The organism is Clostridium sp., assembly GCF_036660475.1.
In the GTDB taxonomy this organism is placed as follows: Bacteria; Bacillota; Clostridia; order Clostridiales; family Clostridiaceae; genus Clostridium_J.
In genome coordinates this window covers 331336-356068 of sequence record NZ_JAVXAO010000002.1, presented here as the reverse complement: position 1 = coordinate 356068, position 24733 = coordinate 331336, and the positions used below count along the sequence as shown (strand labels likewise).

Here is a 24733-nt window from a genome sequence, read left to right as displayed (position 1 = left end):
GGTGAATATATTATGGGACAATTTAAAATTCACTCAAAATTTAAGCCAACAGGAGATCAGCCTAGGGCAATAGAGAGTATAGTAGAAGGGATACTTGAAGATGAAAAGTATCAGACACTTTTAGGGGTTACAGGATCAGGAAAGACATTTACCATGGCTAACATAATTGAAAGAGTGCAAAGACCAACACTAATCTTAGCTCATAACAAGACTTTGGCAGCTCAATTATGCTCTGAATTTAAAGAGTTTTTCCCGGAAAATGCAGTAGAGTATTTTGTGTCTTACTATGATTACTATCAACCAGAGGCATATATGGCACAAACTGATACATATATAGAGAAGGATTCGTCTATAAATGAAGAAATAGAAAAACTAAGACACTCAGCTACATCAGCTCTAATAGAGAGAAGGGACGTAATTGTTGTAGCTTCAGTATCTTGTATCTATGGGCTTGGAAACCCAGAGGAATATAAAAATCTTACTGTATCATTAAGAGAAGGTATGACCAAAGATAGAAGTAAGGTTATAAATCAGCTTATAGATATACAATACGAGAGAAATGATATTAATTTTGTTAGAGGAACATTTAGGGTGAGGGGAGATGTGCTTGATATATTCCCAGCTGCATCTACAAACAAAGGCATAAAAGTAGAATTTTTTGGTGATGAAATAGATAGGATAAGAGAGTTTGATGTTTTAACTGGAAATATAATTAGTGGGAGAAAACATGTATCCATATTCCCAGCATCCCACTTTGCTACATCCAGAGAAAATTTGGAGAAGGCTATAAATCAAATTGAATTTGAGTTAGACTTACGGTTGAAGGAATTAAAAGATGAAGATAAGCTGTTAGAGGCACAACGATTAAAGCAAAGAACAAACTTTGATATCGAAATGATGAGGGAAGTTGGATATTGCACTGGTATAGAAAATTATTCTAGAATATTAGATGGAAGGGCAAAAGGTACTCCCCCTCAGACACTTATAGATTATTTTCCTAAAGATTTCTTATTCTTTGTAGATGAAAGTCATGTTACATTGCCACAGATTAAGGCAATGTATGGTGGGGATAGATCAAGAAAAACAAACCTAGTTGAATATGGGTTTAGATTACCATCAGCCTATGATAACAGGCCACTTCAATTTAATGAGTTTGAAGAAAAACTAAATCAGGTTTTATTTGTAAGCGCAACACCGGCTGCTTATGAAAAAGAGCATTCTGAGAATATAGCAGAGCAAATAATAAGACCTACAGGACTTCTGGATCCAGAGATTATAATAAGGCCGATAAAAGGCCAAATAGACGATTTGTATGCTGAAATTATTAAAACTACAGAATGTGGTTTTAGAACACTAGTTACAACACTTACAAAGAAGATGGCAGAAGATTTAACTAAATACTTTAAAGAATTAGGTGTAAAAACTACGTATCTTCATTCGGATATAGACACTTTAGAAAGAATTAAGATTTTAAAAGAATTACGACAGGGTGAATTTGACGTATTAGTTGGAATAAATCTCTTAAGAGAAGGCTTGGATATTCCGGAAGTTGCTTTAGTTGCTATTCTAGATGCTGATAAAGAGGGCTTCTTAAGAAGTGAAACCTCATTAATTCAAACTGTTGGAAGAGCAGCTAGAAATTCGGAGAGTAAGGTTATAATGTATGCTGATAATATAACTAATTCTATGGAAAAAACCATAAATGAAACTACAAGAAGAAGAAAAATTCAGATGGATTATAATGAAGAACATGGAATAATACCAAGGACAATTATTAAAGATATTAGGGAGGGCTTCGAAATCTCTACTGTAGCTGAAGATACTGAAAGGTATAATAGTGAACCAGCGGATTTACTTCTCGATAAAAAGGAAATAGCTAAGCATATTGCGAAGGTTGAAAAGGAAATGAAGGCAGCAGCTAAGGACTTACAGTTTGAAAGAGCTGCTACTTTAAGAGATGAGATAGAGCGAATGAAAAGAGATTTTGATTTGTAAAGGAGAATCTTATGAGAAATAGTATTTTTATAAAGGGCGCTAAGGTGCATAACCTTAAAAATGTAGATTTGGAAATACCAAGAGATAAATTTGTTGTATTTACAGGGTTATCAGGGTCAGGTAAATCTTCTTTAGCTTTTGATACATTGTATGCTGAAGGGCAGAGGAGATATGTTGAATCACTGTCTGCCTATGCTAGACAATTCTTAGGACAAATGAATAAACCAGATGTGGAGTATATAGAGGGGCTATCACCAGCTATATCCATAGATCAGAAGACTACTAGTAGAAACCCGCGTTCTACAGTTGGGACAGTTACTGAAATTTATGATTATTTAAGGTTACTGTATGCAAAGGTTGGAGTGCCTCATTGTCCAAAATGTGGCAAGGAAATAACTCAACAAACTGTGGATCAGATGGTAGATCAGGCTATGTCACTACCAGATAGAACTAAGCTTCAAATTTTGGCACCTATAGTTACAGGTAAAAAGGGTGAGCATGTAAAAATTCTTGAGAATATAAAAAAGAATGGATATGTTAGAGCTCGTATCGATGGTGAACTTATTGATTTAGAAGAAGAAAATATTAAGCTAGAGAAGAATAAAAAACATACTATTGAAATAGTAATAGATAGAATAGTAATCAAGGAAGGCAGTGAGTCAAGGATTTCAGATTCTTTAGAAGCGGCATTAAAGCTTGGAGAAGGTCTTGCAATTCTAAATGTAATAGATGGAGAGGACATACTTCTTAGTGAAAAGTTTTCATGTGTTGATTGCGGAATAAGTATTGGGGAAATTGAACCTAGGATGTTCTCATTTAACTCGCCTTTTGGTAAATGTGACACCTGTGATGGACTTGGCACATTAATGGAGATAGATGAGGACTTGATTATTCCAGATAAAAATAAGTCTATCTTAGATGGAGCAGTTTTAACTTTGGGGGAGGGCAGTCTCAAGGATGATTCCTGGACGCGTGCCATATTAGAGGCCTTGGCTAAAAAGGGCAGATTTACTTTAGATACACCAATAAATGAACTGTCAGAAGAAAATTTAAGATCAATCCTTTACGGAACTGATGGAGAAAAGCTTAGGATTGAATATACAAAAGAATTTAAAACAGGAATTTATAATTATGCTTATGAAGGTATAATAAACAATTTAAAGAGAAGATATGTAGAAACTTCATCTGATTATATAAAAAGGGAAGTAGAAGAGTACATGAGTGATAATCCATGTCCTAAGTGTAAGGGGAGAAGATTATCAAAAGAGGCTCTATCTGTTACTATAGGTGGAAAGAATATAAGTGAGTTTTCCAATATGTCTATAGTAGAGGAAATTGATTTTATAGAAGGTTTAAAGTTATCTCCTAAAAATGAGATAGTAGCAGCTCAGGTTTTAAAAGAAGTAATAAATAGATTAAATTTCTTGAAGAATGTTGGGCTTAGTTATCTTAACTTAAGTAGAGCGGCAGGAACACTATCCGGTGGAGAAGCTCAAAGAATAAGACTTGCAACACAAATAGGCTCTAGCCTTATGGGAGTTCTTTATATACTAGATGAACCTAGTATTGGATTACATCAACGAGATAATGATAAGTTAATTAAGACGCTAAAACATCTTAGAGATCTTGGAAATACATTGGTTGTAGTTGAGCATGATGAGGATACCATGAGAGCTTCAGATTATCTTGTAGATATAGGTCCAGGGGCAGGCGAGCACGGTGGAGAAATTGTTGCAGCTGGTACAATAAATCAAGTAATGAAATGTAAAAATTCCATTACAGGTCAATATTTAAGTGGGAAAAAAACCATAGACCCACCTGAAGAGTATAGAGTTATGGACAAGGATAGGGTTATAACTATTAAAGGTGCGAAGGAAAACAACTTAAAAAACGTTACGGTGGATATTCCATTAGGATTATTTACATCTATAACAGGCGTTTCGGGGTCCGGAAAAAGTACATTAATAAATCAAGTACTTTATAAAGCACTAAACAGAAAGATAAATAATTCCAAGAAATTACCTGGAAAACATGAAGATATAATGGGTGCAGAACATATTGATAAGATAATTAATATTGATCAGAGCCCAATTGGAAGAACACCAAGAAGTAATCCAGCTACATATACAGGAGTATTTGACTTAATAAGAGAGATATTTTCTATGGTTCCAGAGGCGAAGAGCAGAGGTTATAAACAGGGCAGATTTAGCTTTAACGTTAAAGGTGGAAGATGTGAAGCTTGTAAGGGTGATGGAATAATAAAGATAGAAATGCAGTTCTTATCTGATGTATATGTGGAATGTGAAGTTTGTAAAGGAAAAAGATACAATAGGGAAACATTGGAAGTTAAATACAAAGGAAAAAGCATTGACGATGTATTAAATATGACTGTTGAAGAAGGGCTTAAGTTCTTTGAAAACATACCTAGGATAAGTAGCAAGTTACAAACTATTGTAGATGTAGGTCTTTCGTATGTAAGACTTGGGCAACCATCAACCACATTATCAGGTGGAGAGGCACAAAGAATAAAGCTAGCTTATGAACTTTCAAAGAGGAGTACAGGAAAGACATTGTATATCTTAGATGAACCAACTACAGGGTTACATATAGATGATGTCAGTAAACTTATAAAAATACTTCAAAGACTTGTAGATGGTGGGAATACTGTATTAGTAATTGAGCATAATTTAGATGTTATAAAATGTTCAGATTATATTATTGACTTAGGACCAGAAGGTGGAGACAAGGGTGGAACTATTCTAGTAAAAGGAAATCCAAAGGAAGTAGTGAAATGCTCTAAATCATACACAGGACAGTATTTGAAAAGAATGATATAATTATTTGTAACTAGCATCGCTACAGGGGGTGCTAGTTATGTTGTATAAAGGAGTTTTGCTTATGGATATTTTAAAGTTTTCATTAAATTTGGGAATTATAGGTATAGTTTATTTCATAATAATCTATGCACTAAAAATAATGTATACAGATACTAAATCTGTGGGAAAAAAGACTAACAGAGTAAAGAGAGCAACTTATGGATTAGAGGTATTATCAGCAGGAGAAAATCGCAATTTAAAGAATGGCGGTATTTTACCAATCGTAGATAATCTTACCATGGGGAGAAAAAATGACAACACAGTAATTTTAGATGATAAATATGTATCATCACATCATGTTAAGATATATAAAAGAAATAATGAATATATGTTGGAAGACCTGGAAAGTACCAATGGAACTGAAGTAAATAAAATAAAAATAAAAAACACAGTTATACTAAAGACAGGAGATATAATAAAAGTAGGAACTGCTACTTTTAAATTGATATAATTAGGTCTCTGAAAATAAATAACAAGTCAAAGATGTGAGGAATATTTTGAGTTATGCAAGGAAAAAAGGCTCCATATATGGTGGTGCCATCTAAGGGTATGATGACGTAGTGTAACACAAAACAGTTGAATATACTGACTTATTCATTTTTTTGAAGATGCCTTAATGGAAGGATGAAAATATGAACACTATAAAACAAGAAAAACGTGTGCTTAGATATACTTATTTACTTGTAATGGCATTATTTTTTAATGTGGCAATTTTAACACCGACCATTGATAAAGGTGCAATAATTATTGGGGCTGTAATATGTGGATTATTAGCTTATTCACATTTTATAATAAGAAGATTTTATCCAGATGGAGATAAGTTTATACTGCTATTCTCTAACATATTAGCAGTAATAGGTATTGCTATGATATATAGGTTAGATATTCCTATTTCGGGAGGTAGTTTTATAGCAGAAGGAACTAGAACGTTTTTAACCGCTAAACAAGTTATATTTTTTGCTTTAGGTATGACTATATTTATTTTAATAGTTGTAATACTACCTGATTTGAAGAGATTTAGTAAATATAAATATTTTTATATGATAATTACAATTATATTTATGTCTATGGGAACATTTTTTGGAAAAGAAACCTTTGGAGCTAAAAACTGGGTAACAATTTTGGGATTTGGATTTCAACCTTCAGAATTTGGTAAAATAGCCTTAGTTGCATATTTAGCTTCGGCACTAAAGGATTATGAAAAACCTTCAAAATTTTGGATTAGTATAGGAAATTTAGTAGGAATGAGAAAAGAAAGTTCCTATAAATATATAAGTTTAATAGAGCCGGCGATTGTAGTTATGGCATCTCTATTATTTATGCTTGCACAGACAGACTTAGGTTCAGCATTAATTTTCTTTGCAATATCTCTTACTATGCTATATATAGCGACCTCAAATAAAAAGTATGTAATTATAGCATTAGTACTATTTTTAGTTGGTGGTTATATTGGGTACTTTTTATTTAGTCACGTAAAAGTAAGGGTAATGATATGGCGAAATCCATGGGAATATGGATATGATCAAGGATTACAACTTGTGCAATCATTAATAGCAATTGCAAGTGGAGGATACTTTGGTGTAGGCCTTGGTAATGGATATCCAGGTTATATTCCAGTTGTAGAGTCAGACTTTATTTTTGCTGCAATATGTGAAGAATTAGGGCTACTTATAGGCTTTGCAGTAATAATTTTTAACTTCCTATTATTCTATAGATGTACAAGGGCCGCATTATATACAAAGGATAGATTTTCGAGGCTTTTAGCGGTGGGATACAGTACTATGATAGTATCTCAGACATTGGTAATTATAGGTGGAGTAACTGGAGCAATACCACTTACGGGGATAACCCTTCCCTTTGTTAGCTATGGTGGAAGTTCTATGTTAATAAGCTATCTTGCATTAGGGATAATACAAAAAATATCAGAGGAGAGTAATAGTTATGAATAATCTACAAAATAATATAAAGAATGTAATGATTGTATTTCTATTACTGTTTATGGGGTTAATATCTTATATAAGTTATAACACCTTATTTAAGAATCAACAGGCTCTAGATAGCGTATACAATAAGAGAACTCAAGCTGAAAAAAGCAAAGTTTTAAGGGGGAGCATATACGATAGAGATATGAACCCATTAGCTGTTAGTACAAAAACAGGAGAGTTTTCTCAAACAAGACAATATACTGGTGGAGTTGCTTTTTCACATGTTGTAGGATATAACGATGTGAAGTATGGCGCAAGTGGAATTGAAAAGAAATTTGATAAAGATCTTTCAAATCAAACAGTAAGTTCAATTAAAGATATATTTTCAAAGAAGGAAAAGGAAGACAAAGTTGGCAATAATGTAATTACTACATTAAATACAGAGCTACAACAAAAGGCATTTGAAGTATTAGGGAAAAGAAAAGGATCAGTTGTGGCCATTGATCCTAAAACTGGAGAGGTGCTAGCGATGGTATCAAAGCCAAGCTTTGATGCTAATACTATACAAGAGGATTTTGATAAGTTATCAAATGATGAAAATAGGCCATTCTTTAATAGAGCTGTATCAGGATTATATCCACCGGGATCTGTATTCAAGGTTATTACAGCGTTAAGTGCTTTAGAAAATATTCCAGGTGTTCAAGATAGGACTTTTAGTGATAAGGGGAAAATAGATTTCAACAAAACCCAATATCTTGAAAACAATAAAGGTGTTGCGTTAGGAAATATTAATCTTAGGACAGCATTTACAAAATCAAGTAATGTGGTTTTTGGAACGTTGGCTATGGAACTTGGAAATGCTACATTAAGGGAAACAGCAGAGAAGTTTTTCTTTAATAAGGATATACCATCTAGAACACTTACTATAGATAATAGTGTTTTTCCAGAATACAACAAAGAAGAAGTTGGGAATATAGCTCAAAGTGGAATTGGTCAAAGTGGAGTTCTAGCAAGTCCAATTGAGATGGCATTAGTAGCAAGTGCTATAGCAAACAATGGTGTTATGATGGAGCCTAATATAGTAAAGGAAGTTACGAATCCCGAGGGGAAAGTTATTAAAACCTATGAGCCAAAGGAAGCAGCAACAGTCACTACGCCTGAAAATGCAGCAATATTAAAAGAATATATGAAGGCTGTTGTAAATGAAGGAACGGGCTCTGCAGCTAAAATGTGGGAAGTGCAAGTTTCGGGTAAAACGGGGACAGCAGATCATGATGAGGGGAAAAAAGAGCCTCATACATGGTTTATAGGTTTCGCAGGTTATGACAACCCTGAAATTGCATTTGCAATAATAGCAGAAGATGGTGGAAATGATAGTTTTAATGCTAGTGGAATGGCGAAAGAACTTATGAAGGTGTATTTTAAGTAATTGTGAATTGTGAATTGTGAATTGTGAATTGTGAATTGTGAATTGTGAATTGTGAATTGTGAATGAATTTAGAAATTCCCTTGGAATTTCTAAATTCATTTTTGTGAAAAATTACAAAGGAATTTTATCCACCATTTTCAATTTTAAATTTTAAATTCCAAAAGAGGTGACTTTATGTTTGACTTTCAGTATCAGCTTAAAAATCTTCCAGAGGATCCAGGGGTCTATTTAATGAGAAATTCATTGGGGGAAGTAATATATGTAGGTAAAGCAAAAAATCTTAAGAATAGAGTAAGGCAGTATTTTCAGAGTTCTAAGAATCATAGTGAAAAAGTTAAAGCTATGGTTAAAAATATAAGTGAGTTTGAATATATAGTTACAGACTCAGAAATAGAAGCATTGATTTTGGAGTGCAATTTAATTAAAAAATATAGTCCTAGATATAATATTTTACTGAAGGATGATAAATATTTTCCATTTATAAAGATTACAAATGAAGAATTTCCAAGGGTTATAGTTACTAGAAATCATGGGAATGATTCTTGTAGATATTTTGGACCATATACTGATGGAAGTGCAGTTTATACAATAAATGAACTTATAAAAAAGGTATTTCCATTGAGAACTTGTAGAAGAATTATAAAAGAGGATGGGGCAAGAACTAGAACTTGCCTTAATTATCATATAAATCTATGTAAGGGACCTTGTGATGGTCTAATATCTAAAGCTAAATATGGAGAAATCATTGATGATGTTGTAGATTTACTTACAGGTAAGGATGTTAAGATTACTAGTCAGCTTAAAAAAGACATGGAAGAAGCAGCGGAAGCCCTAGATTTTGAAAAAGCGGCAATACTAAGAGATAAGCTCATAGCCATTGAGAAGATAAATGAAAAGCAAAAAATTATTAGTAATAATTTTGAGAATGAAGACTTTATAGGCATTTCGCAGGATGAAAAGGATAGTTGTATTCAAATATTCTTTTTAAGGGATGGTAGGATTGTTGGAAGAGAACACTTTATTATAGATAACACTGGTGGTGAAGATAAGCATTATGTTATTGAAGAATTCATAAAGAACTTTTATGGTGGTACGGCATTTATACCTAAAACTATTTATGTGAGTCATTGTGAAGAGGTGGAGGTTTTAGAACAGTGGTTATCTATAAAGAAAGAGCATAAAGTAACTATAAAGATCCCTCAAAAGGGAGAAAAAAAGAAAACTTTAGAAATGGTTGAGAAAAATGCTAGTCACGCCCTAGAAATGTTTAAACTAAAACATAAGGCTGACAAGGAGCTTAATAATATAGCACTTTTAGAAATTCAGGATGCATTAGAGTTAGAGGATTTACCAAGTAGAATTGAGGCCTATGATATATCAAACCTTATGGGAATGGATTCAGTAGGAACTATGGTTGTATTCCAAGATGGAATAGCAAAAAATAGTGACTATAGAAGATTTAAGATAAATACTGTTGAAGGTGCCGATGATTACGGTTCTATGAGAGAAATTCTAACAAGAAGATTTACCCACGGATTGAAGGAAATAAGTAAAATAAATAATAATGATATGAAATTTACTGCCGGAAAGTTTTCTGTTTTCCCAGATTTAATTATGATGGATGGTGGTAAGGGTCAAGTTAATATAGCTCTTGAAGTTTTGAAGGAACTGAATATAACCATACCCGTATGTGGCATGGTGAAAGATGACAAACATAGGACGCGGGGGCTTATTTTTGATGGTAATGAGATAAATTTAAGGCCTTCGTCAAAATCTATGCTATTAGTGACGCGAATTCAAGATGAGGTACATAGGTTTGCAATTACATATCATAGGACCTTAAGGGATAAAAGAACGCTATATTCAATACTTGATGAGATACCTAAGGTAGGAGAAAAGAGAAGGAGAGAGTTATTGAAAAAGTTTGGAAGTATTGAAAATATAAGGAAAGCCAGTTATGAGGAACTAATATCAACACCATCAATGGATGGAAAGTCAAGTCAGAGTATAATAGATTATTTTTCTAAGAATAAATAAATTCTACAAAGGGTTTGGGCGATACAATTTTTAAAATATACATAATTTGGAGAAAAACTTATGAAAAACATGGTGCATAATTACATTGATTTAAAATAGAACTAAATAAAAGTGTAATAATGGTTGATAAACATACAAGAGTTATTCTATACTTAATATATAATAATATAACAAGGGGTATACCATGAAATTAATGAATGATTTTACACAAAATGTAATAGATATTGTTGGAAGTGAAAATGTTAGAATAGATGAAATGATGAAGAAACATATTTCTTTTAAAGTTGGTGGACCAGCAGACATACTAGTTTATCCATCTAATTATGAAATGGTTAGGGCCTTAATTTGTTTATGTAAAGAAAATAATGTGAATTATTTTATGTTGGGAAATGGGTCCAATCTAATAGTGAAGGATGGCGGAATTAGAGGAGTTGTTATAAATCTAGGCCATTTGAATAAAGTGGTAGTGGATAAAAATTTAGTAATTTCACAGTGTGGAGCTAAATTGTATACAGTAGCTGACTATGCCTTGAAAAATAGTTTAACAGGACTAGAATTTGCATCAGGTATACCAGGGTCTATAGGTGGTGCTACAGCAATGAATGCAGGTGCCTATGATGGCGATATGTCTAAGGTGGTTGAAAGCTCTATAGTTATAGATAGTAATTGTGACATTAGAGAATTAGATAAAAGTGAATTGGAGTTTGGATATAGAAATAGTGCAATTTTAAAATATGGATATGTAGTTCTTGAAACTAGAACTAGACTTTCTTATGGGGATGAGAAAATAATTAAAGCTAGAATGGAAGAATTAGCTGAGAAGAGAAGTAGTAAACAACCCTTAGAATATGCTTCAGCTGGGAGTACATTTAAGAGGCCAGAAGGATATTTTGCAGGGAAGTTAATTCAAGATTCAGGATTAAAGGGAGCCAGTGTAGGGGATGCACAGGTATCAGAAAAACATTCAGGTTTCATCATAAACAAGGGCAATGCAGATGCAAAGGATATATTAAATCTTATTGAGCATGTAAAAGCTATGGTTTATGAGAAATATAAAGTAGAGCTACACACTGAGGTTAGAATAATAGGTGAAGATAGCTTTATCTAAAAACAAATAGGGGGATAGGGATATGATTGCAGATAAAATGGTTGGATATGTAAACAATAGTTCTTTGATTAGAGCTATGTTTGAAGAGGGGAAAAGGCTTGCGGGAATATATGGGGCTGAAAATGTTTATGATTTTAGTTTAGGAAATCCGAATGTTGAGGCACCTAGTACTGTTAAGGAAGCTGTTTTTGACATTTTAAATCATGAATCCAATACTATGATTCATGGATACATGAACAACTCAGGATATGATGACGTTCGTAGTAAAATTGCTAGTTCTATTAATAAGAAGTTTGATACAAAGTTTAATGAAAACAATATATTAATGACGGTTGGTGCAGCTGGCGGTTTGAATGTTATTTTTAAAACTATATTAAATCCAAAAGATGAGGTCATTGCTTTTGCGCCATACTTTGGTGAATATAGGGCTTATGCTGCAAATTATGATGGAGACTTAGTGGTGGTTTCGCCTAACACTAAAGATTTTCAACCTAATTTAGAAGAGTTTAGGAGCAAAATTACAAGCAAAACTAAGGCTGTTATTGTTAATTCGCCAAATAATCCAACGGGGGTTATTTACTCAGAAGATACAATATTAAAACTAACAGATATTTTAAGGGAAAAGCAACAAGAGTTTGGAACTGACATATATTTAATTAGTGATGAACCATACAGAGAACTTGCATATGACAATATAGAAGTTCCATACCTAACAAAATATTATGACAATACAATAGTAGGGTACTCATATAGTAAATCACTTTCATTACCAGGTGAAAGAATTGGATATTTAGTTATTCCAGATGAGGCATCAGATTTTAAAAACTTAATAGCTGCGGCTAATGTAGCTACACGTATTTTGGGATTTGTAAATGCTCCATCACTTTTTCAAAGGGTTATTGCTAGATGTTTAGATGATAAGGTTGATATTGATACTTATAACAATAATCGTGAGTTGTTATATAATGGACTATCATCTTTTGGATATGAATGTATAAAACCACAAGGGGCATTCTATTTATTTATTAAAGCTCCAATTGCAGATGATATTGAATTTTGCAATATGGCAAAGAAATATAACATCCTAATTGTACCGGGAACATCATTTGGATGCCCAGGGTATATTAGAATTGCATATTGCGTTGCATATAAAACTATTGACAATGCATTACCTAAATTTAAAGAGTTGATTGATTCATTAAAGTAAAAATTAATTAAATAGAGTAAAGGGATAGAAAGTAATTTCTATCCCTTTACTCTATAAATACGCATAAATGTAATAAGGTTCAAGGGGGAGATGTGGAGTAAGTTAGCCTATCAATTAAATGAAATTTTGGGTATAATATAATCAAAGCAATAATTAATGAATTGAATACATGATATTTTTAATAAATTAAAACCTGTGAAGGAGTGTGTTAGTATGAAGTTTTTAGTAGTTACAGGGATGTCTGGAGCGGGAAAGACTCAAGCCATAAGAAGCCTTGAGGATCTTGGGTTTTATTGTGTTGACAATTTACCACCTACACTTATAACAAAGTTTGCAGAGGCGTGTTATAAAACAGAGGGAAAGATAGATAAAATTGCAATAGTAATTGATATTAGAGGTAGAACATTTTTTGATGATTTAAAAGAAAGTTTAAGTGCCTTAGATAAGGATGGTTACGTATATGAAGTAGTGTTCCTAGAGGCTACTGAAGAAGCTTTAGTTAAAAGATATAAGGAATCTAGGCGTAAACATCCACTTGCACCAGATGGAAGAATTATTACTGGAATAAGTATAGAAAAGAAAAAGCTTAAGTGGATAAGGGAGAGAGCAGACAGGGTTATTAATACATCTAAACTTACAAATAAAGAGCTTAATGAAGAACTAATTAACATATATGGAGATGAGGAGCAAATAGAAACCCCTCTACTTATTAATGTAATGTCATTTGGCTTTAAGTATGGTATTCCTCTAGATGCAGACTTAGTTATGGACGTAAGATTTATTCCTAATCCGTACTATATACCTGAGCTTAAGCCATTTTGCGGATTAGACAAACCCGTTAAAGAATATGTTTTATCTAAGTCAGAAACTAAAGAGTTTCTTAGTTCATTTATAGATATGCTTAGGTTTTTGATTCCTAACTATAAAACAGAAGGAAAAAGACAGCTTATAGTTGCTATAGGATGCACAGGCGGAAGACATCGTTCTGTAGCTATTGCAAATAAGATATATGAAGTATTAAATCATAGTGGCAGTAATGCGATGATAGATCATAGAGATATAAATGAGGATGTAAATAGAGGAGCTGGAAAGCGATGAAGCTTAGGGCATGGATGACCCCTGGCGTGGAAATTAAAAGATGGATATGTTTAATGGTGATAAGTATAAGTTTAAGTAGTTATGCTATAATTAAATTAATAACAGGTGTGAATAATAGTAAAACTGTAAAAGGCACAATGGTTTTTATATTAATTTTAGGAATTATGTTCACATTGATTTCTATTATAAAATATTCAAAACAAATTGTGGCAATAATTAGATTGGAAGCATTGAATTTTTCGGCACAAGGGAATAATTCATATGATCAATTATTTGAAAAAAATATATTGAGAAAAGGACCTAAAGTTGTAGTTATTGGAGGGGGAACTGGTCTTTCTAACATGCTTAGCGGACTTAAGAAATATACCTCAAACATAACAGCAATAGTAACAGTAGCAGATGATGGTGGTGGGTCTGGTGTATTAAGGCAAGACCTCGGAATTTTACCACCAGGAGATATACGTAACTGCATAATAGCGTTAGCAGATACGGAGCCTTTAATGGAGCAATTATTCAGATATAGATTTAAGGACGGAAGTTTAGAAAATCAAAGCTTTGGAAATTTATTTTTAGCTGCGATGAACGGAATTTCAGATAACTTTCTTGAAGCGGTAAAAAAAACTAGCTATGTTTTAGCTGTGACAGGACAGGTTTTACCAGTTACTTTAGAAAATGTAGAGTTGTATGCAAAGCTTAAAAATGGTGCTACCATAAGAGGTGAATCATCTATTCCGAGAGAGAGTTTAAAAAGAAATTCTCCAATAGATGAGGTGTTTATAGAGCCAAGGAATGCAAGGGGTGTAAAAGAGGCAATCGATGCAATTTTAGAGGCTGATGCAGTTGTATTAGGTCCTGGAAGTGTGTATACAAGTATTATTCCTAATTTAATGGTTCAAGATATAAGCGATGCAATAAGATCTACAGAGGCACTAAAACTTTATGTAGCCAATATAATGACACAACCAGGAGAAAGTGATGGGTTTAGTGTACAGGACCATATAAGGGCTATAATGTCTCACTGTGATGGAGTTACAGTTGATTATACAATTGTAAATAAACGAATCACCAATGAAGGAGAAATTATAAGGGGAAAATACTTAGAAAAGGGTTCAACTTTTGTAGTATTAGACCGTGATGATAAAGAAAATCTCAATACTAAATATATAGAATGTGATATGATAAAAATTAAAAATGGTCTGATAAGACATGATGAAAATAAACTTGCAAAGATTCTAGTAGAAACAATAATGCAGAAAAAAATGATTCACGATGAGAGACGAATTTTAGAATATATATATCTAGAGCAAAGGTTGAGAAAAGAAAACAAGAATAGGGAGTAGAGATATGTCATTTTCACTAAAGGTTAAGAATGAAGCATGTAGAAGTGGTGAACTATCTAAAGATGAAGCAGCGGCTCAATTATCAGCGATAATGAAGGCTAGTGGTACTTTAGGGTTTGGATTTAATAGATCAGTCACATTCAAAGTTATAACAGAAAATCCAGCAATAGCAAGACTAATTTTTAAAATTCTAAAAGAGTTTTTCGATATTCATACTAAATTATTAGTTAAGAAGAGTAATTCCTTGAAGAAGAATAATATATATATGGTTTTGATACCTGAAGAAGTTAATGTAAGAGGATTGTTACAGGAACTTGGAATAATTGAAAACGAAAGCTTATTTAATATAAACTACGGGATACCACATGAGATTATAAAAAATGAAGAGTGTAAAAGAGCTTATATAAGAGGGGCATTTTTAGGTGGCGGAAGTATTAGCAATCCAGAAAAAACTTATCACCTGGAGTTTGTAACCCATGATGAGGATTACGCTAAGGAACTTAGTATACTTATAAACAGTTATAAATTAAATTCCAAAGTAATTCAAAGGAAGAATAGTTTTGTTATTTACTTAAAAGAGGGTGAGCAGATAGTAGATTTGTTAAATATTATAGGTGCTCATAGTGCTCTATTAGAGTTGGAAAACATAAGAATAATGAAAGAAATGAGAAACAATGTAAATAGAATTGTTAATTGTGAAACTGCAAATCTCAGCAAAACTGTTAATGCGGCGGTAAGGCAGGTAGAAAGTATAAAGTTAATACAAAGTGAGATCGGACTCGATAGACTACCAAAGAATTTAAAGGAAGTTGCACGTATAAGGTTAGATTTTCCGGATGAATCTTTAAAAGAACTTGGGGCAATGTTAAATCCACCTGTAGGAAAATCGGGAGTGAATCATAGGTTAAGAAGAATAGAAAAAATAGCAGATGAATTAAGAAAAGAAGGTAGATAAAGATGTCTAAACATGAAGAGATAATAAGGCATATATTATCATTAGAAATAGGCACGAAGATTTCAGTAAGAGGTATAGCAAGTGACCTAGGGGTAAGTGAAGGAACTGCATATAGAGCAATAAAGGAGTGCGAGACGATAGGAATTGTTAATACAATTCCTAGAGTTGGTACTGTAAGAGTTGAGAAAATAGAAAAGAAACGTATAGATAGAATATCATTTAAGGAAATAGCAAACATTGTTGATGGAACACTCCTTGGTGGGAAAGCTGGAGATGATAACTTTCTCGAACGTTTCGTAATTGGAGCTATGGAAATTGACACCATGAAAAGATATATAAGTCCTGGTGCATTACTAATAGTAGGAAATAGAGAAGAAGCACATAGGTTAGCACTTGAGAATAAATGTGCAGTGCTAATTACAGGTGGGTTTAACTGTAGTCCGGAAATAAAAGCTTTGGCAGATGAAAATGAACTTCCTGTAATTTCTTGCACCTATGATACGTTTACTGTAGCTAGTCTTATAAATAAGGCTATTTATGAAAATAATGTAAAAAAAGAAATTGTTTTAGTTGAGGATGTAATGGCTAAAGAGCCTTGCTCCATAAATAGTTGGGACAAGGTTGTAAAATTAAGAGAATTAGGTGAAAAAACAAGTCATGAAAGATATCCAGTTATAGATGAAGAAACTAATGTAGTTGGTGTGGTTAGTATAACTCAGATAAAACATAATAATGATAGTGAAACCATAAGTAACATTATGACAAAGAACCCCATAGTGTTGATTCCTACAAGCACTGTGGCCTATGCAGCTCATATTATGGCATGGGAAGGTATAAAAATATGCCCTGTTGTTCATAAAAATAAACTTGTAGGGGTAATTACAAGAGAAGATGTTATAAAGGCGATGCAAATAGTTGTAAGGCAGCCGCAGGTAGGTCAAACTTTAGATGATTTAATTTTGAAGAATTTTGAATTTGAATCAAATAAGGATACTATACATTTTTGGGGTGAAATTATACCAGAAATGCTTGATTCCATTGGAACAGCATCATGGAATGCACTAAATATGCTATTGTCAACAATGGGAACTATGGCATTAAGACAAAATGGAGCTACTAACGTAGCAATAGATAGTTTTACAGCTTATTTCACAAAGCCTGTACAAATTGGAAGAGTAATAGATGTATATTCTGAAGTATTAGACAGAGGAAGATACTATGCCAAGGTTGAGGTTACAATGTACAATCAAAATAAAGAACTAATGGGGAAAGCTATAATGTCAGCAAAGATGCTTAAAAGATAGCGTGTAATTCTAATTAAGAGTGTACAATTAATAGGGAGGGATATTATGTTTAACCATATAGTATTATTTAAATTAAAAGAAGCTAATGAAGCTAATATAGAATTTGTAGCTACCACACTTAGGGCAATGGAAGGTAAAATTCCAGAACTTAAGGGCTTAGAAGTCGGCGGAGATGAACTTAGAACTGATAGATCCTTTGATATAGCTTTAATTACAAGATTTGAATCACTGGAAGGTATGAATAATTATCAAGTTCATCCTTATCATGTAAATGAAGTATTAGGCAAGATAAAGCCGTATATTGATTCATCTAAGGTGGTAGATTATAATAGCTAAATTTCTTTTGAATTATAGTCAGCATGGGATTTGCTATGTTGATTTTTTCACAACTAAAGAGTAAATAATATAACTTAGAGCACATAAGTTTAAATATTATTAATGTTAGTTAGAATATTTAAAAGAAGTAGGGGTGTAATTATGAATAATAAGGTTAGAAATTTTTTGGGTATTTTATTAATTATCATTGGAATTGGACTTTTATTGTTTGCATTTAAAGGAAAGTGGGAGACCAATAAAGTCCAGGATAAGCTTTATGAAAAATTTGTGTCTCTAAATGAAAATACTGATGAGACTAAGGACCCGGACAAAAAAGCTGAAGAGAAAGTAGATGAAGGTAGCCAAGATAAACCTAAAGAAATAAACTATTATATAGATAAAATAGACCCCATTGCAATATTAGAAATACCAAAAATAAACCTAAACGTAGTAGTTGCGAGAGGGATTGAAGATGATGTTATAAAGTATGCTGTAGGTCATTTTGAGGACACTGTTATGCCGGGTAAGGTTGGGAACTGTGCACTAGCAGGACATAGAAGTTATGATACAGGAGAATTTTTTCTAAAGTTAAATAAGTTAGAAATTGGCGATGATATAAAGATATCTACAAATGAATCAACTTATACTTATGAGGTTACACGTAGTTTTACAGTTGCACCTGAGGATACTTATGTGTTGGATAGTAGCGAAGAAGCGATAATTACGTTGGTTACATGCACTTTTGATGGTAAGGATAGATTAATAGTTCAGGGAAAACTTAAGAATTAAATTATTGCTGGGGAAATAAAGAGATTTTACTCAGAATATATGAATTTAAGTGAAGAATGTAGAATTTAGAATTTAAAACGCAGGACAAAATCCTTTATGGATTTTTAAAGGATGAAATGCGTAAATTAAGTTAAAATATATATAAGACAGATGAATTGATAAAGAACCGGGAGGTGAGGACATGAAGGATTTTGTACATTTACATGTACACACAGAGTATAGTCTTTTAGACGGATCAGGGAAAATATCTAAGCTTATAAAAAGAACAAAAGAACTAGGGATGACGGCTATTGCAATTACAGATCACGGAACTATGTATGGAGCAGTAGATTTTTATAAAGAGGCCATAGAAAATGGGATAAAACCAATTATAGGCTGTGAAATATATGTAGCTGGAAAGTCCATGAATATTAAAGAGCCTCAAAAGGATAATGATACTTATCACCTAGTCTTATTAGTTAAAGATGAGATAGGATACGAGAATTTAATGAAGATTGTATCTGCTGCATCAATCGAAGGATTTTATTACAAACCTAGGGTTGACTATGATTTTCTGAAAAAGCATAGTGAGGGACTTATAGCAAGCAGTGCATGTCTTGGAGGCGAGGTTCAAAAAAATCTTTTAAGAGGTAATAGAGATAAGGCTAAGGAAATTGCACTTAAATATAAGGAAATATTTAAGGATGACTTTTACTTAGAGTTGCAATATCATGGGATTTCGCAACAGCTACAGGTAAATGAAATGTTAGTGGAGTTATCCAAGGAATGTGAAATTCCTGTAATATGTACCAATGATATTCACTATATAAAAGAAGAAGATAATAAGTCCCATGATGTGTTACTTTGTATTCAGACAGCTAAGACTACAGAGGATAAAAATAGAATGAGATATCCTTCAGATCAGTTTTATCTTAAATCTCCAGAGGAAATGAATGAAATTTTCTCATATATACCAGAGGCTATGGAAAATACGGTTAAAATAGCAGATAAGTGTAATTTTAATTACAAGTTTCATGAATCAAAGCTTCCAAAATTTCCACTACCTGAGGGTGTTGACCCCTTTGAATATCTTAGAGAAACTTGTTATATAGGGCTTGTAGAGAGATATAAAGTGTTTTCTTCTTTGAATGGAATTTTTGATGAGAAGAAGTTAGAGGATATAAAAAATACATCAGAAGAAGGAAAAATGCTTTGTGATAGGCTAGATTATGAGTTAGATGTAATAAGGCAAATGGGATATGTTGACTATTTCCTAATTGTTTGGGATTTTATAAGATATGCAAATGAAAATGGGATTCCAACAGGTCCAGGAAGGGGTTCTGCAGCAGGAGCTATAGTTGCATATACCCTTGGAATAACAAAAATAGATCCAATAAAGTATGGACTAATTTTCGAGAGATTTCTTAACCCAGAGAGGGTAAGTATGCCTGATATTGACTCGGACTTTTGTTATGGAGGACGTCAGAGAGTTATTGACTATGTTGTTGAAAAATATGGAGAAAACAATGTATCTCAAATAATAACCTTTGGAACAATGGCTCCAAGGGCTTGCATTAGGGATGTTGGAAGGGCTATGAACTATTCATATGCAGAAGTTGATAAGATAGCAAAGATGATACCATCAGTGTTAAATATCACTATAGAAAAGGCTCTAGAGATGAATAGTGAGCTTCAGGAACTTTATGATGTAGAGGAAAGAGTTAGAGAACTTATAGATGTTGCTAAAGATTTAGAGGGCTTACCAAGGCATTCTTCCACTCACGCTGCTGGAGTAGTTATAGCTTCAAATCCTCTAGTTGAATACGTACCACTTCAAAAAAATGAAGGTATGATAGTAACACAGTTTACCATGGGGACCCTTGAAGAACTTGGACTTTTAAAGATGGACTTCTTGGGACTTAGAACTTTAACTGTAATGGATGAAGCTGTTAAGAATATATTGGAAAATAAAGGCGTAAAGGTTGATATAGATAGTATTGATTTTGATGATCATAAGGTTTATAGCATGATAGGAGAAGGTAAAACAGTAGGGGTATTTCAGCTTGAATCAGCAGGAATGACCTCATTTATGAGGGATTTAAAACCGGACTGTTTTGAGGATATCATAGCTGGAATAAGTCTTTACAGACCAGGTCCTATGGCAGAAATTCCTAAATACATAGAAGGGAAAAGAAGACCAGAGGATATTAAATATGTAACACCACAATTAGAGAACATATTAGATGTTACCTATGGAGTAATGGTATATCAAGAACAAGTAATGGAAATAGTTAGAAAGCTTGGAGGATATTCTTTGGGGAGAAGTGACCTTGTAAGACGTGCAATGTCAAAGAAAAAGCACAAGGTTATGGAAGAGGAACGAAAGAACTTTGTTCATGGAATAGTTAATGATGAGGGTGAAGTTTTAGTTCCAGGTTGCATGAGAAATGGAATTACAGAGCAGGCTGCCAATAAGATATTTGACCAAATGATGGACTTTGCATCCTATGCTTTTAACAAGAGTCATGCTGCTGCTTATGCGGTGGTAGGATATCAAACAGCATATTTAATGTACTATTATCCAGCTGAATTTATAGCGGCAATGCTTAATAGTATAATGGGGAACAATGAAAAGGTTGCATACTATATAAGATTTGCTGAAAATATTGGAATTAAGGTTCTTCCACCAGATATAAATGAAAGTTATACAAAGTTTACTGTAAAAGATAATACTATAAGATTTGGGCTTTCTGCAATAAAGAATGTAGGAGCAAATGTTATTGAATCAATAGTGGAAAGAAGAGATGCTAGAGGTAATTTTAAAAGTTTCAGTGATTTCTGTAGTAAAATTGACTCTTCAGCAGTAAATAAAAGGGCTGTGGAAGGATTAATAAAGGCTGGAGCCTTTGATAGTCTTGGAATATACAGGTCAAAACTCGTAGCAGTATTTGAGAAGCTTCTAGATGGAATAAATAATGAGAGAAAAAGGAATGTTCCTGGACAAATCAGCTTATTCCAAGGTGGAGATGAAGAAGAAAGTAGTTTTCAAATAGTATATCCAGAGATACAAGAGTTTAATAAAAAGTATCTTTTAGCTATGGAAAAGGAGATAACTGGTATATATTTATCAGGTCACCCTTTAGATGACTATGAGAAAACACTAAAGAATGCTACTAGCCATAAAATATCTGACTTAGTTTTAGCTGACACTTTAGAAGAAAATGAGGTAGTTGAAGAAACTGCAGTGGTGAGCAATAATTTTAAGGTTAAAGATAAACAGAGGGTTATTTTAGGAGGTCTATTAACATCAGTATCTAAAAAGATTACAAGAAATAATCAAGCAATGGCATTTGCAACCCTAGAAGATTTGTGGGGAACTATTGAAGTGGTTATTTTTCCAAAAACTTTTGCTGCATATAGGGAGTTTGTTGAGGAAGATGAAATTGTGACCATTGAAGGTCGTGTTGCATTAGAAGATGAAGAACAGCCTAAGATACTTTGTGAAAAAATATCTCCACTAGTTAACGTGAGAAGAGATAAGATCTTTATTCGTGTTGATGATGATAGCAAGCTTAATATTGCAATGAAAACTCTTCGTGATAACTTTGAGGATGACTTTGGGAATACTCCAACCTATATGTTTGTTTCTAAAACAAGCAAGAAGTATCTGATAAATAAAAAAAGTTGGCTTAAAAATGACTATGACACTACATCTATACTAAGAAGTTTATTTGGAGATGAAAATGTTAAAGTTGTAGAAGAATAGAATATGTTTTAAACAGGTGTTATTGACAAGGACTTCATATTATTTTCGATAAACCGTTTCAGAACCTTGATTTAAGTGATACTCAAAACTTTGTGTTTTGTAAGTAGAACTTATTCCATAGAATGGATATGAGGTGGAGTTTCATTACTGTATGGGAGAAACTTATTTTCATATTCATTCAAATGAGTAAGTTCGAAGGGCTAAATCACAGATTTAGATTCTCGCTTAACGATTTTAACACTCCCATAGTCGAATTAAATTCAAGAACCCTGCAAAGGGTGTTATGCTCAGATAATATTTAAGTCCAATTTTAACAAACTATTGAAACATAACCTAATAATCCATAGTTAGAATAAAAAAATAATTATTTAAAATATTCTTGACATTTAATTTTGATTATAATAAAATAACTTTAATAAAACTATGAAGAGAAGAGTAGTTAAACTCAAATTTTTTTACAGAGAGCTTTAGATGGTGAGAGAAAGCAAAAAACAGTTTAATGAAAAAAGCCTTGGAGTTGTACACTGGACCTTTAACTATTACTATAGATTTTTATAGTGAAAGTTGCTTATTCAAATAAAAATGAATAAGTTTCATTAAGAAGAGGAGATGGTGTAACGGGTGCTCCCGTTATAGAGCTAGGGTATAAGCATGAATGACACTACAAATCTATGATTTAGTTAGTGAAGAGAACTTTTTTAAGTAAAGTTATAAGGAGTTTCATTTAAAAGCCGTACTTGAAAAGGTCAATATGGTGACATATTGATAAACTGGGGTGGTACCACGAAGTTGAATTTTGTAACTCTCGTCCCCAAGACATTAGTCTTGGGGGTGAGGGTTTTTTTATTTTGCCAAAAATAATGGGTAAGGGTAAGAATTTAGAATTCAAAATTCAAAATTAGGAATTTAGGTTTTAAATAATCAAAATTGAAAGGTGGTACTATATATGTACAATAATTACGTAGAATTAAATAACTTACAACAAATAATGGAGGATGCTAATGAATTTAATGTGGAGAGAATAAAAAAATTAAATGAACTTCTAAGCAGAGGCATTAATCCATATCCATATACATTTAACCCAAATACAACTGCTAGTTATATACTAGATAACTTTGATAGTATTGATAGTGAAGAGAAATTTATTTTAGCAGGAAGAATAATGTTATTAAGAAGAATGGGTAAGGCATCCTTCTTAAATTTAAGTGACCAGAATGGTAATATACAAATTTATGTAAGTAAAAATGAGATTGGTGAAGAAGCGTATGAAGTTATAAAACTTTTGGATACAGGAGATATTGTTGGGGTAGAAGGAACTATATTTAGAACGAAAACTAATGAGATAACTATAAAGGCTTTAAATATTACAGTTCTATCAAAATCAATAAGATCTCTTCCAGAGAAATACCATGGAATCCAGGATTTGGATTTAAGACAAAGACATAGATCTCTAGATATGATAATGAACCAAGATGTTAGAGAAAGATTTATGAATCGTTCAAGGGCTATGTATGCAATTAGAGAATTTATGGATTCAAGAGGGTTTATGGAAATGGAAACTCCAATACTTGATACTAAATATGGTGGAGGGGAAGCTAAACCATTTATAACAAGGGTAAATGCCCTTGATTGTGAGGTATTTATGAATGTATCTCCGGAACTTTATTTAAAAAGATTAATGGTTGGAGGCATTGAAAGAGTATACACCATGGGTCGTTCCTTTAGAAATGAAGGGATAGATAGAACTCATTATCCAGAGTTTACACTATTTGAATGTTACATGGCATATGCAGATTATAATGACATGATGAGACTTATGGAAGATATGTATGAGAGCGTATTTACGAAAATTAAAGGAACTACAAAAGCAGTATATGATGGAGTTGAGATAGACTTTAAAGCACCTTGGAAGAGAGAAACTATGTGCGATTTAGTAAATAAAGATACGGGAATAGATGTAGAGCGATTAACCAAAGAAGAGATTGTACCATTAATTATAGAAAAAGAGTTGCTACTTGAAGAGCAGAGGGAAGGATTAAGCCTAGAGGAAACTAGCAAAGGGGATCTTATTCTTATTCTGTTTGAAGCATACTGTGAAGATAAATTAATAGAACCAACCTTTGTTATTGATTTTCCACTAGATTCATCTCCGCTTTGTAAAGTTCATAGAAGCAATGAAGAATTAATAGAAAGATTTGAGCCTTATGCTTTTGGAGTAGAACTTGGAAATGCATATTCAGAGCTTAATAACCCACTTAGACAGAGAATACTACTTCATCAACAAGCAGACCAGTTAAGAGCAGGATTAGAAACTGCAAGTCCAATGGATGAGGAATTTGCAGTAGCCATTGATGTAGCCATGCCACCAGCTGGAGGCCTTGGAATTGGAATAGATAGAATGATGATGTTTTTAACAAATTCAACATCTATAAAAGATGTAATAGCATTTCCACTAGTAAAGAGATAAAATGCAATTTTATAAATTAAACTTGTAGATACAGTAGAAATAAGTATAAGTATAAGTACAAGTAAAAGTATAGCAAGAGGGTATATCACTTAATAGTTGTATACTCTCTTGATTTTTATTTAGGTAAGGGTAAAGAGGGGGGG

The 24733-nt window shown here is 32.8% G+C and carries 16 protein-coding genes; all 16 read left to right on the top strand.

From position 1 onward, the window contains the following. Positions 1–12: 12 nt before the first annotated feature. The 16 genes from uvrB to lysS all read left to right on the top strand — a co-directional run bounded on the left by uvrB (position 13) and on the right by lysS (position 24590). Positions 13–1995 carry an excinuclease ABC subunit UvrB gene (gene uvrB / locus RSA29_RS04725; RefSeq protein WP_346942792.1) on the top strand — a complete coding sequence of 661 codons (1983 nt, stop codon included), beginning with the start codon at positions 13–15 and terminating at the stop codon, positions 1993–1995. An 11-nt stretch (positions 1996–2006) separates the two neighbouring features. Beyond that, the gene (gene uvrA / locus RSA29_RS04720) at positions 2007–4832 is read left to right on the top strand and encodes an excinuclease ABC subunit UvrA (protein ID WP_346942793.1); all 2826 of its coding nucleotides are present in this window, start codon (positions 2007–2009) and stop codon (positions 4830–4832) included. A gap of 37 nt (positions 4833–4869) precedes the next feature. Then, positions 4870–5322 (top strand): FHA domain-containing protein, encoded by a 453-nt coding sequence (locus tag RSA29_RS04715; RefSeq protein ID WP_346942794.1) that lies wholly within the window; start codon positions 4870–4872, stop codon positions 5320–5322. A 181-nt stretch (positions 5323–5503) separates the two neighbouring features. Further along, complete coding sequence (locus tag RSA29_RS04710) at positions 5504–6820, top strand: FtsW/RodA/SpoVE family cell cycle protein (protein WP_346942795.1); 1317 nt, start codon at positions 5504–5506, stop codon at positions 6818–6820. Further along, on the top strand, positions 6813–8225 hold the full coding sequence (locus RSA29_RS04705) for a penicillin-binding transpeptidase domain-containing protein (protein ID WP_346942796.1): 1413 nt from the start codon (positions 6813–6815) through the stop codon (positions 8223–8225). Before RSA29_RS04710 ends, RSA29_RS04705 begins: the two co-directional genes overlap by 8 nt. A gap of 174 nt (positions 8226–8399) precedes the next feature. Further along, on the top strand, positions 8400–10262 hold the full coding sequence (gene uvrC, locus RSA29_RS04700) for an excinuclease ABC subunit UvrC (RefSeq protein ID WP_346942797.1): 1863 nt from the start codon (positions 8400–8402) through the stop codon (positions 10260–10262). Positions 10263–10446: 184 nt separating this feature from the next. Continuing rightward, positions 10447–11370, top strand: a complete 924-nt coding sequence (murB, locus tag RSA29_RS04695; RefSeq protein ID WP_346942798.1) for a UDP-N-acetylmuramate dehydrogenase — start codon at positions 10447–10449, stop codon at positions 11368–11370. Positions 11371–11392: 22 nt separating this feature from the next. Beyond that, a complete protein-coding gene (locus tag RSA29_RS04690; RefSeq protein WP_346932390.1) occupies positions 11393–12577 on the top strand; it encodes a pyridoxal phosphate-dependent aminotransferase in 1185 nt (394 codons plus the stop codon). Positions 12578–12790: 213 nt separating this feature from the next. Continuing rightward, positions 12791–13675, top strand: a complete 885-nt coding sequence (gene rapZ, locus RSA29_RS04685) for an RNase adapter RapZ (RefSeq protein WP_346932391.1) — start codon at positions 12791–12793, stop codon at positions 13673–13675. Continuing rightward, positions 13672–15015 carry a gluconeogenesis factor YvcK family protein gene (locus RSA29_RS04680; protein WP_346942799.1) on the top strand — a complete coding sequence of 448 codons (1344 nt, stop codon included), beginning with the start codon at positions 13672–13674 and terminating at the stop codon, positions 15013–15015. Before rapZ ends, RSA29_RS04680 begins: the two co-directional genes overlap by 4 nt. Positions 15016–15019: 4 nt before the next feature. Then, the gene (gene whiA, locus RSA29_RS04675) at positions 15020–15970 is read left to right on the top strand and encodes a DNA-binding protein WhiA (protein WP_346932393.1); all 951 of its coding nucleotides are present in this window, start codon (positions 15020–15022) and stop codon (positions 15968–15970) included. 2 nt (positions 15971–15972) lie between these two features. Beyond that, positions 15973–17274, top strand: a complete 1302-nt coding sequence (locus RSA29_RS04670) for a DRTGG domain-containing protein (protein WP_346942800.1) — start codon at positions 15973–15975, stop codon at positions 17272–17274. Positions 17275–17319: 45 nt separating this feature from the next. Beyond that, positions 17320–17610, top strand: coding sequence for a Dabb family protein (locus tag RSA29_RS04665; protein ID WP_346942801.1), 291 nt, complete (start codon positions 17320–17322; stop codon positions 17608–17610). 141 nt (positions 17611–17751) lie between these two features. After that, on the top strand, positions 17752–18378 hold the full coding sequence (locus RSA29_RS04660) for a class D sortase (protein WP_346942802.1): 627 nt from the start codon (positions 17752–17754) through the stop codon (positions 18376–18378). Positions 18379–18559: 181 nt separating this feature from the next. Continuing rightward, the gene (locus RSA29_RS04655) at positions 18560–22123 is read left to right on the top strand and encodes a DNA polymerase III subunit alpha (RefSeq protein WP_346942803.1); all 3564 of its coding nucleotides are present in this window, start codon (positions 18560–18562) and stop codon (positions 22121–22123) included. Between the two features lie 946 nt (positions 22124–23069). Then, positions 23070–24590 carry a lysine--tRNA ligase gene (gene lysS, locus RSA29_RS04650; protein ID WP_346942804.1) on the top strand — a complete coding sequence of 507 codons (1521 nt, stop codon included), beginning with the start codon at positions 23070–23072 and terminating at the stop codon, positions 24588–24590. The last annotated feature ends 143 nt before the right edge of the window (positions 24591–24733 follow it).

Coding starts and splice junctions, on each gene's coding strand:
- uvrB (WP_346942792.1), top strand. CDS start 13: ATGGGACAATTTAAAATTCACTCAAAATTTAAGCCAACAGGAGATCAG.
- uvrA (WP_346942793.1), top strand. CDS start 2,007: ATGAGAAATAGTATTTTTATAAAGGGCGCTAAGGTGCATAACCTTAAA.
- RSA29_RS04715 (WP_346942794.1), top strand. CDS start 4,870: ATGTTGTATAAAGGAGTTTTGCTTATGGATATTTTAAAGTTTTCATTA.
- RSA29_RS04710 (WP_346942795.1), top strand. CDS start 5,504: ATGAACACTATAAAACAAGAAAAACGTGTGCTTAGATATACTTATTTA.
- RSA29_RS04705 (WP_346942796.1), top strand. CDS start 6,813: ATGAATAATCTACAAAATAATATAAAGAATGTAATGATTGTATTTCTA.
- uvrC (WP_346942797.1), top strand. CDS start 8,400: ATGTTTGACTTTCAGTATCAGCTTAAAAATCTTCCAGAGGATCCAGGG.
- murB (WP_346942798.1), top strand. CDS start 10,447: ATGAAATTAATGAATGATTTTACACAAAATGTAATAGATATTGTTGGA.
- RSA29_RS04690 (WP_346932390.1), top strand. CDS start 11,393: ATGATTGCAGATAAAATGGTTGGATATGTAAACAATAGTTCTTTGATT.
- rapZ (WP_346932391.1), top strand. CDS start 12,791: ATGAAGTTTTTAGTAGTTACAGGGATGTCTGGAGCGGGAAAGACTCAA.
- RSA29_RS04680 (WP_346942799.1), top strand. CDS start 13,672: ATGAAGCTTAGGGCATGGATGACCCCTGGCGTGGAAATTAAAAGATGG.
- whiA (WP_346932393.1), top strand. CDS start 15,020: ATGTCATTTTCACTAAAGGTTAAGAATGAAGCATGTAGAAGTGGTGAA.
- RSA29_RS04670 (WP_346942800.1), top strand. CDS start 15,973: ATGTCTAAACATGAAGAGATAATAAGGCATATATTATCATTAGAAATA.
- RSA29_RS04665 (WP_346942801.1), top strand. CDS start 17,320: ATGTTTAACCATATAGTATTATTTAAATTAAAAGAAGCTAATGAAGCT.
- RSA29_RS04660 (WP_346942802.1), top strand. CDS start 17,752: ATGAATAATAAGGTTAGAAATTTTTTGGGTATTTTATTAATTATCATT.
- RSA29_RS04655 (WP_346942803.1), top strand. CDS start 18,560: ATGAAGGATTTTGTACATTTACATGTACACACAGAGTATAGTCTTTTA.
- lysS (WP_346942804.1), top strand. CDS start 23,070: ATGTACAATAATTACGTAGAATTAAATAACTTACAACAAATAATGGAG.